Origin of the sequence: Anaplasma platys, from assembly GCF_012790675.1 — a bacterium.
GTDB classification, from domain to species: domain Bacteria; phylum Pseudomonadota; class Alphaproteobacteria; order Rickettsiales; family Anaplasmataceae; genus Anaplasma; species Anaplasma platys.
This window is the reverse complement of sequence record NZ_CP046391.1, coordinates 1,021,919-1,037,291: the sequence shown is the minus strand read 5'-3', so window position 1 is coordinate 1,037,291 and position 15,373 is coordinate 1,021,919. Positions and strand designations below refer to the sequence as shown.

Annotated in this window: 11 protein-coding genes; 6 read left to right on the top strand and 5 right to left on the bottom strand. The window is 45.9% G+C overall.

Annotation, left to right across the window (positions count from 1 at the left end):
• Positions 1 to 402: 402 nt before the first annotated feature.
• The gene (locus tag ANPL_RS03990) at positions 403 to 825 is read right to left on the bottom strand and encodes a hypothetical protein (protein WP_169193450.1); all 423 of its coding nucleotides are present in this window, start codon (positions 823 to 825) and stop codon (positions 403 to 405) included.
• Between the two features lie 336 nt (positions 826 to 1,161).
• Between ANPL_RS03990 and guaA the strand changes: the two genes are divergently transcribed.
• From guaA to gshA, 3 genes are all read left to right on the top strand, one after another.
• Positions 1,162 to 2,754: a glutamine-hydrolyzing GMP synthase gene (gene guaA, locus ANPL_RS03985; protein ID WP_169193449.1), complete on the top strand. Its 1,593-nt coding sequence runs from the start codon at positions 1,162 to 1,164 to the stop codon at positions 2,752 to 2,754.
• 34 nt (positions 2,755 to 2,788) lie between these two features.
• Positions 2,789 to 4,024, top strand: coding sequence for a citrate synthase (locus ANPL_RS03980; protein ID WP_169193448.1), 1,236 nt, complete (start codon positions 2,789 to 2,791; stop codon positions 4,022 to 4,024).
• A 213-nt stretch (positions 4,025 to 4,237) separates the two neighbouring features.
• Complete coding sequence (gene gshA / locus ANPL_RS03975) at positions 4,238 to 5,449, top strand: glutamate--cysteine ligase (RefSeq protein WP_236822810.1); 1,212 nt, start codon at positions 4,238 to 4,240, stop codon at positions 5,447 to 5,449.
• Here the strand turns inward: gshA and holA are convergent.
• The gene (gene holA / locus ANPL_RS03970) at positions 5,446 to 6,477 is read right to left on the bottom strand and encodes a DNA polymerase III subunit delta (protein WP_169193447.1); all 1,032 of its coding nucleotides are present in this window, start codon (positions 6,475 to 6,477) and stop codon (positions 5,446 to 5,448) included. The two genes, gshA and holA, sit on opposite strands and share 4 nt — an antisense overlap.
• 187 nt (positions 6,478 to 6,664) lie before the next feature.
• On the opposite strand from holA, the gene ANPL_RS03965 reads away from it, so the two are divergent.
• Both ANPL_RS03965 and acnA read left to right on the top strand, forming a co-directional pair.
• Positions 6,665 to 7,225: a hypothetical protein gene (locus tag ANPL_RS03965; RefSeq protein WP_169193446.1), complete on the top strand. Its 561-nt coding sequence runs from the start codon at positions 6,665 to 6,667 to the stop codon at positions 7,223 to 7,225.
• 536 nt (positions 7,226 to 7,761) lie between these two features.
• Complete coding sequence (acnA, locus tag ANPL_RS03960) at positions 7,762 to 10,407, top strand: aconitate hydratase AcnA (RefSeq protein WP_169193445.1); 2,646 nt, start codon at positions 7,762 to 7,764, stop codon at positions 10,405 to 10,407.
• A gap of 219 nt (positions 10,408 to 10,626) precedes the next feature.
• Here acnA and gatC read toward each other — a convergent pair whose 3' ends face one another.
• Both gatC and ANPL_RS03950 read right to left on the bottom strand, forming a co-directional pair.
• Positions 10,627 to 10,938, bottom strand: coding sequence for an Asp-tRNA(Asn)/Glu-tRNA(Gln) amidotransferase subunit GatC (gene gatC, locus ANPL_RS03955; protein ID WP_236822809.1), 312 nt, complete (start codon positions 10,936 to 10,938; stop codon positions 10,627 to 10,629).
• A 302-nt stretch (positions 10,939 to 11,240) separates the two neighbouring features.
• Positions 11,241 to 12,203 carry a ribose-phosphate diphosphokinase gene (locus ANPL_RS03950; RefSeq protein ID WP_169193443.1) on the bottom strand — a complete coding sequence of 321 codons (963 nt, stop codon included), beginning with the start codon at positions 12,201 to 12,203 and terminating at the stop codon, positions 11,241 to 11,243.
• Positions 12,204 to 12,315: 112 nt separating this feature from the next.
• Between ANPL_RS03950 and ANPL_RS03945 the strand changes: the two genes are divergently transcribed.
• Positions 12,316 to 13,341 (top strand): Mrp/NBP35 family ATP-binding protein, encoded by a 1,026-nt coding sequence (locus ANPL_RS03945; RefSeq protein ID WP_169193442.1) that lies wholly within the window; start codon positions 12,316 to 12,318, stop codon positions 13,339 to 13,341.
• Between the two features lie 570 nt (positions 13,342 to 13,911).
• Here the strand turns inward: ANPL_RS03945 and ANPL_RS03940 are convergent.
• Positions 13,912 to 15,105, bottom strand: a complete 1,194-nt coding sequence (locus ANPL_RS03940; RefSeq protein ID WP_236822808.1) for a TolC family protein — start codon at positions 15,103 to 15,105, stop codon at positions 13,912 to 13,914.
• Between the last annotated feature and the right edge of the window lie 268 nt (positions 15,106 to 15,373).

The window sequence follows — 15,373 nt, the reverse complement described above, 5'->3', positions numbered from 1 at the left end:
TACCGCGCACTGCGTGCACAAGGCAGGTTTAGCTGAGAGTCATTTCGTTGTTGGAGAATGTGGATTTTATGGCACAGCTGTAGTGTACATATTTACTTTTGGTCAACTTAACGAGACATTTTTGTCGTACTGCGTAGTGTGGTGAAGTGTCACGCAACAGGCTGAACTTTCACTCTATCTACCGCGTGTGTGTTGTGTGCAATATGTCACGGTCGTATGATATAGAACCCGTGCATAGAGAGACTACAGGTGCAGAACACGGAATGATAACCGGAAGTTATCTCTGGCACGCACCTCTGCCAAAAATATAACAACCGTGAACGCAACAAAAAAAACGGCCCCATACTCTGGGCCGTAGTGGGGAAGGTAAAGAGTTTTGTAGATAGTCCGTGGGTGTGGTATTTATTGTTGTTGCTGTGATGCGGAAACTATCTTCTGCATGTGGGGCAGCATAACCTCCATGAATGTTCTTACCCATTCTTGCCTTAACTTTTCTGTGCTGCTGCCTTCCGCTCCAGCCAATGAGATCAGAGGGACTAACGCGCGAGTAAGCTCTGGCACTGCTGTGGTTATTTCCTCTCTCATTGCTTTTTTGAGATCTGCTGTAAGTATAGCTCCATATTCCTGCTCAATACTTTCAATCACGTTTTCTATATCTTCAGAAGACAGCGCGAGCTGCGCAGGGTCCATTTCTTCTTCCATTATGTCTTCGTATCTGTTCCGTAAGGCATTGCTCTTGCACTGTGTGCCATCTCCTTGAGAAGAACGCTTGTTCACACCAAAGGAATGACTCTCTTGTTTCCCTTGTTGGGGTTCGGATTTCATGTCTTTGACCAAACATCTTATACAAGCAAGTAGGATATGGGGAATTAATTAATAAATTTATAACCTTAAACATACGTACAATGACAAAAAGCTCCTTTCTAGCTAAAACTAAGACCTTCAATTTCTGTAGTGCCGCAGCGACGTAAGTTAGAAGGTGTTATAAATTTTTGAAGTAGCACGAAAAGGTGGAAAACCACCAAAGCTTGCCTGGTGCAGCGCATTTCATTGATAATCCCACTACTGTGATAAACATAACACCAACCCGGTTCTCTGTGTATGTCGTTGTCCTATCCGTATTGATGCCTTACAATACATGAGATTGTATGGGGTATTTTAGTGTTGACAGTAGCCATTATTGACTTCGGGTCCCAAGTGACTCAGCTTATTGCACGTCGGGTAAGAGATCTGGGTGTTTACAGTGAGGTTTTTCCCGTTGATACGGATTTTCCTTCCCTAATTGAGGGAGGGAAAAAAATTGGGGCATTCGTGTTTTCCGGAGGACCTAGCTCTGTGACAAACTTGCCCAAGACTCCAAAAGTTGTAGAAGATGTACTTAAGATCAATGAAAACCTAGGAACTCCGGTATTGGGTATCTGTTACGGGTTTCAAATACTTGCACACGTATTCAACAGTACAGTTGAATCACAAAAGAGCTGCGAGTTCGGTCATGCACAACTAGAAGTTGTTGATGAATCTGAGATCACAAAGAGTGTTTGGCCTGTTGGAAGCCTTGTAAGTGTTTGGATGAGTCACTCCGATAGTGTGATAGATCGGGTGCCATTGGGGTTTAAAGTACTCGCCAAGAGTAAAGACTCAGGGGCGATCGCGTTTATGAGTGACGAGTCAAGGAAAGTTTATGGAATGCAATTCCACCCCGAGGTTTCACATACACCCGACGGAGCGAAATTATTGGACAGCTTCCTGAATATTGCTGGCTGTACACGAGACTGGACAGTTAAGACTTTTTTGCAGACCCAGGTTGATAATGTGCGGCAGATAGTTGGTAACTCACTCACTGTTGCTGCAATAAGTGGTGGAGTTGATTCCAGTGTGGCAGCAGTGCTAATGCATAAGGCTATTGGCGACAATCTGAAGTGTGTTTTTGTGGATACAGGGTGTTTGCGAAAAGGTGAAGTAGCTGTAGTGCAGGACTTTTTTGTAAACAAACTTGGCATTAAGCTCGCCTTGGCAAATGCATCTGAGATGTTTTTGCGCCGTCTAAAGGGTGTCACGCAGCCTGAGGAGAAGCGCAAAGTAATGGGTAATACTTTTGTTGAGGTTTTTGAGGCGGAGGCAGCTAAACTCGGAGGTGACGTCAAGTTTCTGATGCAGGGTACTATCTATCCGGATGTTATCGAATCAGGAGCTAGTGGGTCGGGCGTGAAGATAAAATCACACCACAATGTAGGGGGGTTACCAGAAAAGATGAACTTTGCACTGGTTGAACCTCTGCGCAGCTTGTTCAAAGACGAAGTGCGTAAGTTAGGTGAAGAACTAGGTCTGCCGAGTGCGATATTAAAAAGGCATCCCTTTCCTGGGCCTGGTTTAGCTGTCAGGATTATGGGGGAAGTTACGGAGGAAAAACTTGAGTTGCTGAGGGAAGTGGACAGCATTTACATAGATATGCTCCTGGAACATGGTCTTTATCATGACATTTGGCAAGCATTTGCTGTTTTGATGTCTGAGAGAACTGTTGGCGTTATGGGTGACGGACGTACATATGGACATGTATGTGGGCTTCGGGCTGTTACCTCAATGGACGGGATGACGGCGGACTGTTTTCCCTTTAGCGCCAATGCAGACAAAAAGTTGCGATTTCTCGAGTTTTTGCAAAAAGTAAGCGGAGCTATCGTGGGGAAATTGCCACAGATAAATAGAGTGGTGTATGATGTCACATCTAAGCCGCCTGCAACTATCGAATGGGAGTAAAAATGTCACTTTTTTGGATATTGGGTAACGCTGTATGAAAGAAAATGCTGTTTTGATGTGCGGGGATAAGAAAGTAAGCTTGCCTATGCTGTCCGGGACTGATGGGATACAATTGATAGACATCACTACGTTGTACAGAGACCATAAGGTCTTGACCTACGATCCGGGATTCATGTCTACCGCGGCATGCAGCTCTGAGATAACCTTTATCGACGGAGAAAAGGGTATACTGCGCCACCGCGGGCTTGACATTGCAGACCTAATAGGAATTAAAGGTGGCTTTTGTAGTGTGGCCCATTTACTGCTCTATGGGGTTTTGCCATCAGACACAGTGTTCGAGCAATTTTCGGCAGCTATAGGGGCGCAGCATGCTCTGTCATCAGACGTTTTAGGCGTGATTTCATCCTTCAGGAGAGATGCTCATCCCATGGCAATATTGATGGCATGCTTTTCAACTTTGGCTGCGAAGTATCATGGGGATAATAGGGGAAATGAAGAGCTTGCTGTGCTGGCGATAGCGCAAGTTCCGTCGTTGGTGGCTGCGATCTATCGGCACAGAATGGGCTTGGAACTGGTCAGTCCTGATCCAAGTCTGAGCTATACAGGAAATTTTGTTAAAATGATGTTTGGGGCCCTCGAAAAGACGCGTGCTGACGCCATTGAAGAAGCGTTGGATGCTATTTTCATCATGCATGCAGATCATGAACAAAACGCTTCAACAGCGACCGTGCGGATGGCAGGTTCTGCCGGAACAGAGCTATTCGCGTGTTTAGCCGCGGGGACTGCGACCCTATGGGGGCCAGCACATGGAGGTGCCAACGAAGCTGTGATTCGCATGCTAGAAAGCATAGGTAGTCCTGACAAAGTTGAGGAGTTCATTGGGTTTGTTAAAGATAATAATAGTAAAGTTCGGCTCATGGGTTTCGGGCATCGTGTCTACAAAAGCTATGACCCTAGGGCAAAGATCTTGGGACAGATCAGCCGCTCAGTCCTTGATAATTTAGGTTGCAGCGATGAGTTATTGGGTGTGGCAGAAGAATTAGAGCGCTGTGCGCTGCAAGATGAATATTTTGTTGAGCGCAAGCTATATCCCAATGTTGATTTTTACTCAGGGATAGTTTTAAGAGCTATGGGAGTGCCTGTTGAGATGTATACCACATTCTTTGCCCTTGCCAGAACGGCGGGATGGGTGTCACAATGGTGTGAGCTTTTGCGGGGCAGTGAAAGCCTGAAGATATGTAGGCCGCGGCAGTTATATGCTGGTAAATAGTGTTACCACAACACTGTACCGGGGTGGTATACCCGGAAGAAGTGAAGAGAGTACATTTAAAGAGCGTTGAGTTCTGCTACCGCTTGCTGTTCCATTTCTGTATGTTGTCATTAGGCCTGTGGTTCGGTGTTATGGTCCATTAGACAAATTGGTTGTTGCCCATGGTGAATGTGTGTATAGTCGCTGCTGGTTTTACGATTTGTCGGGTTAGTTTTGCTGGGTTTCGGAATATTACATGATACCTTCCAGCGTCAGTTAGCTGATGTTGAGTCCTGGTTTGAGGATAAGTTTGCCAAGTACCATGCAGTTTTTAGTTCATCTGTTGATCTACGAAGTGCCAGTTACAAAGTCGCACCCATTGATGTGAATTTTTTCCCTGCGGGGTATAACAATCTAGGAACAGTGGCTACAAAAAGGGCTGAAGGGTTCTTGAAAAAGAATTTGGCTAATTATTCGCGATGTAGCAATGCATTGATTATCATAGAGGGGCACACGCGCAATAAGAAATATATAGATAGTGTGGTAGTCCTGCAGAATTTGCTCATTAACGCGGGTTTTGCAACGGTAATTGGCGGGTTTAATCTTGCGAACAGTAACGAGGTTAACGCGTCGGGTGGTGTTGTTGTAAATGTCCTGCAGTTGACCAGCGTTGACGGACAAATTCGTACGTCTTCTGGGTTTATTCCGGATTTTATCATTCTAAATAATGATCTAACTAGTGGCATGCCCGAAATATTGAAAGGCGGCGTAGCACAGGATATACTACCTTCCCCCTATCTTGGCTGGTTTAACAGGTGTAAGGCAGAGTACTTCGCAACGTACACGCGCCTGGTGGAAGAGTTTTGTCACGAATTCAGGATAGATCCCTGGCTTATTTCTGCATTGTTTTCCCACTGCGACGATGCAAATTTTACCTGCAAGCAAAGTGTGGAACGTATTGCGAACGGAGTTGAGAGCTTGATATCAGATATCAAAGAAAAATTCCTCATCTATGGAATCTCTGATGTCCCCTATGTATTTATCAAAGCAAATAATGGGACATACGGACGCGGCATAGTGAGTGTCTACAGCGGGGAAGACGTATTGCAGATGAATAAAAGAGATCGAAACAAGATGCGCTGCGTCAAGGAACGCAATCCCATAGACAGCGTAACCCTCCAGGAGGGAATTCCTACCGATGAAACGTTTGTTGAGCGCGTTGCCGAACCTCTGCTATACTACTTCGGCAAGGATTTGGCCTGTTATTTGTATAGGTATAATTCCACGCGTAGTAAATTCGAAAATCTAAATTCGCCTGGTGTTGAGTTTACCGATGCTGAAGATAAAATACCAGAAGCGAAAAAGCTGGTTTGGTATATAGTCAGCAAACTTGGTGTTTTGGCATCCGCAGTAGAAGCTGCTGAAATTACACGTCTCAATTCCTAATAGGTCGGGCACCGACTTTGATAGGCCCTTATACTCAGTATCAACGAATACATTTGATATTTGAATGCTGCTTCCGGTAGTGCATCCGGCGACTTGCACTGCACCTCCGTTTCATGCAACTTGTTCAGGATAAACTGCACCACTTGATACGAAAGGGTAGCAACATGCTGCCGCAATTGAGGAATTAGTCGGAAAAAAATAGGGGGTTGTACTGCTTTTATGGCATCGTCCAACCGTATGCCCTCTTTTACTTTTCTCATGAGGAACTCAAGCGTCATAAAGTACTTCATGCTGGACCTCAGTATCAATACTTCGGCTACCTTATTTTGTAGCAAAGAATCCGCTATCGCTACAAAATTCTTCAAATCTCCAGCTGCAATAGCCACACATATATCGTCCAATGCGGGATCTAAATCTGCTACAAAACTTTGCCGCACATCTTCAACATCCAGGACTTTTTTTTCTCCAAGAAACAGGAGTAACTTCCTTAGCTCGGGCTGAAGGCACGCACTGCTATTTTGTAGTAGATTACATAGTAATTTGAATGCCGCAGCCTTATAGCTGACACCATTTTCCGACAGAAATTCTGCCACCAGCGCACTTATATTATCCTCCTTATAGCAAGCAATAGACGCATATCGCGGATGGCCATTGTAGTACGCTCGTAATGAGGAGGTGCTAGCCAGTTCTCGCGCTTGTACAATAACAAAGCAATAATCCGTATTCATATTATCGATAGCGTTTTTTAAGTCGCTGCTGAGAGCATCTTTCGCTCCCGCAAGCACCATTAACGACTTTTGGTGAAACATAGGAACTGTGGTGAGAGTAACTAGTAATTGCTCGGGCTCCTTGCTCGCTTCATTCAGGTCCATCCGAGAAACGGCATACTCGTCACTGGTGGTTACGCTATCAATTATTTTTTGCGTATAATGGCTGATTCTACTGGGGTCACTGCCATAGAGCAAAACGCTGCCGTAACCTATGGGACTCGCAAAAAACTCCCTAAATTTCGACAAGGTGATTTTCATTTGTGTGAATCCCGTTAAAAGCAGCCCGTAGCCACATGATAAAAGCATTCCTGTGCTTAGTTAAGAGAAAAGCACAGACAAGTAATAGGGAGCGAGATGATTGCAAAAGACGTTGTACAAGTGCTGCGGCTTGCAGTCATGGGTCCTGTGTAGGCGCTTTATTATTGAATATACGCGCAAATGATCTATGATCCTATGCCAGGCCGTAGGACGGACGAGCCCAACAATTGACCCCAAGGTTTGTAATAAGAAGGTTGCGGTGGATGATAGTTACAATAGGGGTTGGGATCGGGCTGGCGCGTGGGAGAAAGGAAGAGTAGATGACGTAACGTGGAGTTGTGTTGACTACCGAGATGCAATGCACGAACTCGGAGAGAAAACGAGACGGGGGCTCGGCGTAACACGAAATAGAGAGCGCGAGTTTAGCGCTCGTTTTGGCAAGATCGAGGGCGCTTTAGAATTAAGGCCGGATGGACAAGGCGATTGCCGGATGATGACGTTTAGGACGGGAGGACGTGAGAAGGGACGCGCTTGGGGCATGAACGGAGCGGGGGTGTGTGCGGCAAACAACGCGAGACGAGAGACGGTGGGAATAGTACTGGGCGGCGGGGCGAGCGCCGGAGACACGGTAACAGAAAGGACGAACAAGTGGTATGAAAATAAACAAACCAACCGGGGCTGGCCGGGGACAGCGGAAGGGAAGATTAACACTGCTCAGGGTATGGCGGGGGCTGTAGTTTTCAGGTAACGGAGCTCTTGCTCAAGGGGCATTGCTGTGTCTCAACACTACAGTAACTGGAAGGTGTGGTATTTTACCTGTAGGGTAAGCAGAAGGTAGATGGTCTGTATGTAAGCAACTATGGGGCGTAAAATGGCTGAAGTGAGCTTACGTAACTTTGCCAGAGTTTAGCATAATGCTGGTGCTGCAATGCAAGAATGTGAAGCCCTATTATGGGTATAGTAAAGTAAACTGTGGATAATTTCGGATAATAGGCTATATTTCCTCCTGGGATACTGTAAAGGAAACGTGAGTTTTATTTGTCACTCTTCCATATTGCTCGAATAGGCGAGCATGCGTTGCGTATAAGTGGGGGTGTCTTACACCTGATATGCAGTGTGTTACGTGAGAGGGAGGTGACATCTATGCTAATGGTAATATTAATAAAGTGGTGGCTATACTAGTTATCAGCAAATTGTAGCGTTTGAACCTAATACTGCGTGATATTGCCAATTATGTTTAGTAGCCTGCGGTATTGTTATGCCATGTGTTGTAGGAGGTAAGGTATGTCGTGTTTGGATACTCTGCAAGCACGGAGAGAGTTGTGTGCGGGTAAGGGGTCCTACAGCTACTATGCGCTTGATGTTGCTTGTTCGCAATTGAATTTGGACATAGATAGACTGCCGTTCGTACACAGAATTTTGCTTGAGAATTTGTTGCGGCATGAAGATGGCTATAGCGTTAAGCTTTCTGATTTGAAAAAATTTGCTGAGTACGTTAACAGTGGCGCAAAATGTGAAATAAACTTCATGCCTGTAAGAGTAATGATGCAGGATTTCACAGGAGTACCTGCATTGGTTGACCTAGCGGCTATGCGTGATTACATGCGCATGAAAGGTAAGGATCCCAGTATAATAAACCCGAGGATACCTGTTGATCTTGTTATCGATCACTCGCTGCAAGTTGATTTTTCCGGCACCGATGACGCATTGTCGAAGAATGTTACACTCGAGATGTCGAGGAATCTTGAGCGCTATAGATTCCTTAAATGGAGCCAGCAGGCGTTTAGGAATCTGCGCGTTGTTCCCCCGGGGATGGGTATATGCCACCAGGTCAATCTGGAATATTTGGCGCAAGTGGTATGGAATGTAGATGGTGTGTTGTGTCCTGACACCATTATGGGTACGGATAGTCACACTACCATGATTAACGGGATATCTGTTCTTGGGTGGGGTGTAGGAGGCATAGAAGCCGAAGCTGCGATGTTAGGGCAACCTATAGCGATGACAGTGCCAGAAGTAGTTGGCTTTGAGATTAGTGGAAAACTGCGTGAGGGAGTAACGGCGACTGATATGGTGCTTACCATTACCGATATGCTGCGCAGGAAGAAGGTGGTGGGAAAATTTGTAGAATTTTACGGTGATGGATTAAAAAACCTTACTGTTTTTGATCGAGCAACGGTGGCAAATATGGCCCCAGAGTATGGTGCTACTTGTGGCTTTTTTCCCTTTGATCAGAGCACACTAGACTATCTTGACATAACTGGCCGTGATCGTGATTACATGGAGGTCATTGAATCTTATATCCGGGCTCAGCATCTTTGGTATCAGGGTGATAGTGTTGACTATTCAGACAGAGTAGAGCTCGATCTAGGAGATGTGTATCCCGTTGTTGCCGGACCCAAAAGGCCACAAGACAGGATAGATCTGTCAAAGATTGCAGACACTTTACCCAAAGGGGAATTCCGCTCTGGGAGTGAGCTGCTAGTAAAGAATGGAGATGTGGTAATTGCTGCGATTACCAGCTGTACTAACACTTCTAACCCCTATGTAATGATAGCAGCGGGGTTAGTAGCGCGTAAGGCGAGAAAATTGGGTTTGCGGTCAAAGCCGTGGGTAAAGACTTCGCTTACTCCAGGGTCGCAGGTTGTAGAGGCGTACCTGAAGGAGTCGGGATTGCAGCAGGATCTGAATCATCTGGGCTTTAATATTGTAGGTTATGGTTGTGCTACCTGCATTGGCAACTCTGGGCCGCTGGCAAAGGAAATTGAGGACTGCATCGCCGCAAATAACTTGCTAGTTGTGTCGGTGCTTTCGGGTAACAGAAATTTTGAAGGGCGTGTGCATCCATGCGTCAAAGCCAACTTTTTGGCATCTCCCCCTGTAGTTGTTCTTTTTTCTCTGAGTGGGACAGTGCTGCGGGACATTACAAAGGATGCGATCTGCCAAGATAGCAACGGTAACGATGTTTTTCTTGAAGATTTGTGGCCAACAAATGAGGAGATCAGTGAGATTATTGGAACCTTTATATCTCGTGAGGTGTTCCTGAAAAAATACGCTAATGTCTTTCTTGGTGATGAAATCTGGCAAAATGTAAAATCTGTTGGTGACGTTACATATGAGTGGAGCTCTGATAGCACATATGTTCAGAAACCGCCTTATTTTGTGGAACAAGGGGATCCTGCCTTGCAGAGGGACAGCCAGCCAAATGGCAAAATCAGGAACAATGAGCTAGATATTCGCAATGCCAGGATTTTGATGTTGTTGGGTGACAGTATCACCACTGACCATATCTCTCCTGCGGGGAATATTTCAATTAAAAGCCCTGCGGGGAAGTTTCTTACCCAACAGGGGGTGGCAGAAAAAGATTTTAATTCTTATGGGTCGAGACGCGGTAATCACAACATAATGATGCGGGGAACGTTCGCAAACATCCGAATAAAGAACGAAATTCTTGCAGGAGTGGAGGGTGGTTTTACGAGACATTTTCCTAGTGGTGAAATGCTCTCGATTTACGATGCTGCAATGCGTTATGGTGCAGAGAATGTTCCATTGGTTGTTGTAGCTGGCAAGGAATATGGGACAGGTTCGAGTAGAGATTGGGCAGCAAAGGGGACAATTCTGCTAGGTATTAAGGCCGTAATCGCTGAAAGCTTTGAACGTATACATAGATCAAATCTTGTTGGCATGGGTGTCCTTCCCCTAATTTTCAAAGAGGAGACCAGGAGCATTTTAACTGGTGAAGAAACCTTATGCCTAAGTGGCCAGGTTGGTGTGAGAAAAACCATTGAGTGCGAGATTCACAAAAGTGACGGAAGCAGCCTGGTTATAGACTTGGAGTGTGCTGTTAACACGGCTATAGAGCTGGATTATTTAGCCGTAGGTGGAGTCTTGCACTATGTCCTGAAGAGAATGGTTAGCGATACCCCGTAGGGAATAGAGTTTTTATGCTGTTCGTGAACAGCTTCGTTTTGTGTCACGTAACGAGCTTTTCTGTGGGTGTTGGCTGTAGCATTTCGGTTTTTTTTAAATGTAGGTTTTGTCTCGTTTTTGGTGTGTTCTTTTTTCTTTATGTTTACCAACCGCGCTTTAAAAAGTATGCTGTTAAAGCACGACTTTTAGTCTTTTTTAACAACCCACCAGTCTTTTTTATTAGTCTATGACTTTTTTCACCACGTAGAATCCCATTTCAGTCGAAGAGGCATTGCCTAAGATCTCTTCTCTTATGTTTCCTTCGTCGACAATGTCCTGCCTCATAACATGGACGTCGTGTATGTTTCCGTGTGTCACCGGCTCCAGCCCGCTAGCATCAACTTCGAACAACATCTCAAACCACTTTTCCACATCAGAAAGGTACTTGCAGTAGTTAGCAGCCTCATCTTCAGAGATCTTTATTCTCACAAGCTTTGCCACTCTGTTTAGCTCTTCTAGGCTTATACCAGCGTTTCCGCGATCACTACTCAAAACCACCACCTCTCTCATATCATGACAGAAAACAAACAGTGTCAGCAAGTAAGATACGGCGAGTCAGGTGCTTTGCCATGCTCATCTTAGTTTGGTCCACAAATAGTATCAGCAACAACCAACTTACCCGACGCGGAGGTATCATACACATAAACGATTTGCTTGCTCAATAACGCCAAGCGCTTTCCACCTATGTACACCTACAAGGCTCCCTCTGCACCTAAGGCGTGACAGCAGGGCTCCAGTGCAGTGGTCAAGGCTACCCAGGAGCAAGGTTTTCTCAATCCTTACGTTATTCACAGTTACTTCCTCTTCATTACTTCGGAAAGCAAATAGTCTGCCAGCAAAGCAGATACGGTCTGCACCTTGATTTTACCACACTGGCTTCTCTTTTCGTCGTAGATTGTATCAGTAACGACTAACTTATCTAACTCCGAGGCCTCAACCTTATCAACAGCTTGCCCAGACAGTACGCCGTGCGTTACAAATCCTTGAACACTTAAAGCTCCTCGTGTTTTTAGCGCAGCAGCCGCGTTACACAGAGTCCCAGCGGAATCTACAAGATCATCCAGCAGTATGCAGTGCCTATCTTTTACATTTCCTACTACATGCATCACTTCCGAAACACCAGGGCGTTCCCTGTACTTGTCAATCACGGCGACTTGTATTGAGTTTATCCCATATTTTGCACTCAAGGCTCCGACAAACGCTCTTACTCTGCCCAGAGCGCCGTAATCAGGTGCAACAACTGCAAGCTTTTCTAATACGTGACTGTCGGCAACATAGTCGACGAATACACTATAGGCAGAAATGTTGGCGATCTGTGTGTCAAAGAATCCAGCAGATTGTTCGGAATGAAGATCCACAGTTACTACCTTTTCGGCACCGGAAACACTCAAGATCTTTGCTATCACTTTGGCACTTAGCGATGATATAAAAGCCCCATCTGGAGATTGCTGCGCCATTACCCTATCCTGACGGGAGTAACACAAATACGGTACTACCAAAGTCATGCTTGTGGGAGAGAAAGCGCGCCTCGCAGAATCGGCGAGCAACATGAGCTCCACCAAATTGTCGCTTGATGGCGTAGGTAGAGATTGCAAAATCACCACACGCGCACACGAATCACCGGTTTTTTTCGGCATTTCCACGCTGATCTCCCCGTCAGCGAACCTCTTAACTCTCGGTTCTACAACAGAATTATCAAGTAGGGCAGACATACTAGCAGCTAGGGCCGAGGAGGCACTTCCGGGAACTATGACCATACTACAACACCACTCCAACCGTAAGGTATGATAATTTGGTGTGTGACAAAAGTAAACATGTTTTCCCAGAACTATGGTACCATTTAAGGTGTGTCTCAACTGGTAGTGTCAGATGATCACCGAGCGTAAAGTTACAGAGGCATTGGAGGGTGTAACTGATCCCGATTCCGGTGTCAAGATTTCGGCAATTGGCACGTTATCGGTCACTATAAACAAGGGTGACGTGGGAGTCATACTACGTGTCAATGCTCACAAAGGGTCTAAGTGGGAGCAACAATTAAAGCGTGACTGCCGTGATGTAATCACGAGTAGGCTTTCAGGGATTACAAATGTAACTGTAGCCTTGATTCAGGATAAAATCCCTCGGCCTCTTGAGAAAATCAAAGTTTCAGGAGTACGAGAGGTTCTGATGGTAGCTTCTGGCAAGGGAGGGGTGGGTAAGTCCACTGTTTCAGTCCAGTTAGCACTTACTCTCGCAGGTTGTGGCTATAAAGTGGCTCTGGTCGATGCTGATATCTATGGTCCGTCAGTTCCTCAGCTTTTGGGTACGCAATTACTGGCTGCAGTCGATGATGCGGGCTTCATAGTACCACTGGAGATGCGAGGAGTGAGTAGTATATCCATTGGAAATCTTGTTCAGGATGATACCCGTGCCATAGCTTGGCGTGGTCCTATGGTTACTAAGGCCATTAACAAACTGATCACCGGGACTAGGTGGCGTGACATTGACTATATGGTGATTGATACTCCCCCTGGGACAGGGGATGTGCATATCAGTTTGACTCGCAGCTACGAGATCACCGGGGGGATCATTGTAACAACGCCGCATGAGTTATCTGTGACGCATGCAATGAAGACATGCGACATGCTGAGGAGTATGCAAGTTAGACTTCTCGGGGTAGTGGAAAACATGAGCTACGTACTTGATCAGAAATCCGGGCAAAAAATGCGCATTTTTGGTAATAGTGGCGGGCGTGTAGTAGCCGAGAAGAACTCAGTTCCTCTTTTGGGAGAGGTAGGGATTTGTCCGGGGCTAACCCTGAATATTGAACACGGGCATGCTGGGCCGCCTGATTCGGGGTTTTCTGAAATATTCAAATCTATTGCTGGTGAAATTCTCGGAGGGCGGGGGTATTAGCCGGTAATTGATTTCTTTTGCGACCCTCCGTCCATGACTTGCATACGAGACCTATAACATGTTTTGCTCGGCAAAACCTGGAGTTTTTGTGCACAGCAAAAGCTTCCTCCGTAATAGGGTTATTGCTTTGAAGTGTTGTGTCAGTTGGCATCGCATCCAGTGGTCTAGGACCGTATCTTGAAGTTTCCCCTGAGCTTAGGAAGCTACGCATAATGTATGCGCTTCCATGAAATAGGCCAAGCACGTCTATCGTGTACCGGGTTTAGTACACTATGTATCATGCATTGCGGGAGGCGGCGCCGACCAGTTAGGCGATGAACATCCACTGCCCTATTTAGCCACAACACGCATACACAGTAGTTCATACAATACCAACAGCACTGCCCATAGTACCTGTTGCGAAACCCAACGTGAACTAGAACACAATCGTCAGTGAAACGCAGCACGCTGGAGAGTGCTCAGCACGGCTCGCAGGGAATAAATTACCTGGTCGCTACAGGAGCAGCGCAGAAGATGCGCCGCACTAAACAATTACTGTATGTGCAACGCGCGCTTCAGTAGGTTGCTCCACTAACTGTCAACCGAGAAAAGGCCTATCAAAGCAAGTAGGTTGTATTTATGTACGATAACCTTGCTCTTAGCATTCACTAACTTCACTTTCGCTTTAAGTAGGTCCTGCTCGATTTTTAAAACGTCCAAAGTAGTCTTCATGTTCAGACTTGCTTCTTGAGTGATCGCGTCACACACTATCTCGTTGTATCTCACAGCTTCTCGCGCAGACTTGAGGAATGACTCCGAGGTTTGCAGTGCTTCCCACGCATTTATTACAGACTCCTCTACCTCTCTCGCAGCTTCGTGCAGGGAGTACATATAGTGCTGACGAGTTTTGTTAGCCTTGTCTATATCCATAAGTCCCAAAACACCTCTCTCGAAGATTGGCAGACTTAGCGTTAGATCGAACCTGTGAGATATGCGATCAAAACTACCTCCCGGCGAAGTTCTAGCTGATGCAGCAATGGTCAGGGATGGCAAGAACTTAGTAGCAACAGCCATAGCAGCATCACGCTTTGATGCCTGGTACACATTACGTGACAGAAGAAGAGACAGGTTACTTCTCTGCGCTATGTCTAACGCCTCTTGCAACGTGCTGGGGATCTGCAGTTTCTTATTACTTGGATATCTGAGGTCTACTGGTGGCTCCCCAATTATGCGAGTATAGTTTGCCTCAACAGTTTTCAGCCTTCCCCTTGCGCTGATAGCGTCAGTTTTAGCCTCGGCAAGTTTCGCCTCAGCTTTTGCAAGATCAGTCCTTGTTATTTCCCCGACGGCAAAACGCTTGTTGGCCGCTTCTAGCTGCTCTGTCATTACTTTCAGATTGCTCTCGTTGAGCCTGTTGACTTCGTATGCTGACATTGCTTCCATATAGACATTGATGGCCTTGAGCAGCGTCTTCTGCCTTTCGAGCGCAAATGCCAGTTCCTGTGCAGCGTACTGGTACCTCGCCTTGTCTATCCGGAACATGGTAGCACCGTTGAACAAAGTCTGTGACAAGGTTACAGCAGAACTGCTGCTTTCTTGTAGAGCACCGGAGTTATGTACCTTAAATTCGTACAATACCCGAGGTAAGACGCCCGCCATCGCGGAACTCACTACGTCGTGTTTCGATGCCAAACTCTTGTATAGACTTGCCTTGAGAGCCATGTTGTTGTCGAGAGTTTTATTTAATGCTTCATCAAGTGACGTTCCACTGGCCCCCTGTGACATATACATCACTAGCAATAGAAAAAGCAACGAGACCTTACGCATACACAACCATCGTAAATCATTTATGAACAAGCATATTACATTATTGCATTGAAAATCAAGGCCGGTTGAAGGTTTTTAAGTGGCACATATATTGGCTCGCGCAGTGGCCAAAGTACGTTCAACTTATGCTACATAAATCATGGTATTTTGGCAGTTTTTTCAGGGGGAAAGCAGGCAAAAATTATTACTTAAATTTACGAGCTTGAACCCTAGTTTGCATTGACAA

Bases quoted from the DNA above. Each gene is read 5' to 3' on its own strand.
- ANPL_RS03980 (WP_169193448.1), top strand. From the start codon at position 2,789: ATGAAAGAAAATGCTGTTTTGATGTGCGGGGATAAGAAAGTAAGCTTG.
- holA (WP_169193447.1), bottom strand. From the start codon at position 6,477: ATGAAAATCACCTTGTCGAAATTTAGGGAGTTTTTTGCGAGTCCCATA.
- ANPL_RS03990 (WP_169193450.1), bottom strand. From the start codon at position 825: ATGAAATCCGAACCCCAACAAGGGAAACAAGAGAGTCATTCCTTTGGT.
- ANPL_RS03945 (WP_169193442.1), top strand. From the start codon at position 12,316: ATGATCACCGAGCGTAAAGTTACAGAGGCATTGGAGGGTGTAACTGAT.
- ANPL_RS03940 (WP_236822808.1), bottom strand. From the start codon at position 15,105: ATGTCACAGGGGGCCAGTGGAACGTCACTTGATGAAGCATTAAATAAA.
- ANPL_RS03965 (WP_169193446.1), top strand. From the start codon at position 6,665: ATGATCCTATGCCAGGCCGTAGGACGGACGAGCCCAACAATTGACCCC.
- acnA (WP_169193445.1), top strand. From the start codon at position 7,762: ATGTCGTGTTTGGATACTCTGCAAGCACGGAGAGAGTTGTGTGCGGGT.
- ANPL_RS03950 (WP_169193443.1), bottom strand. From the start codon at position 12,203: ATGGTCATAGTTCCCGGAAGTGCCTCCTCGGCCCTAGCTGCTAGTATG.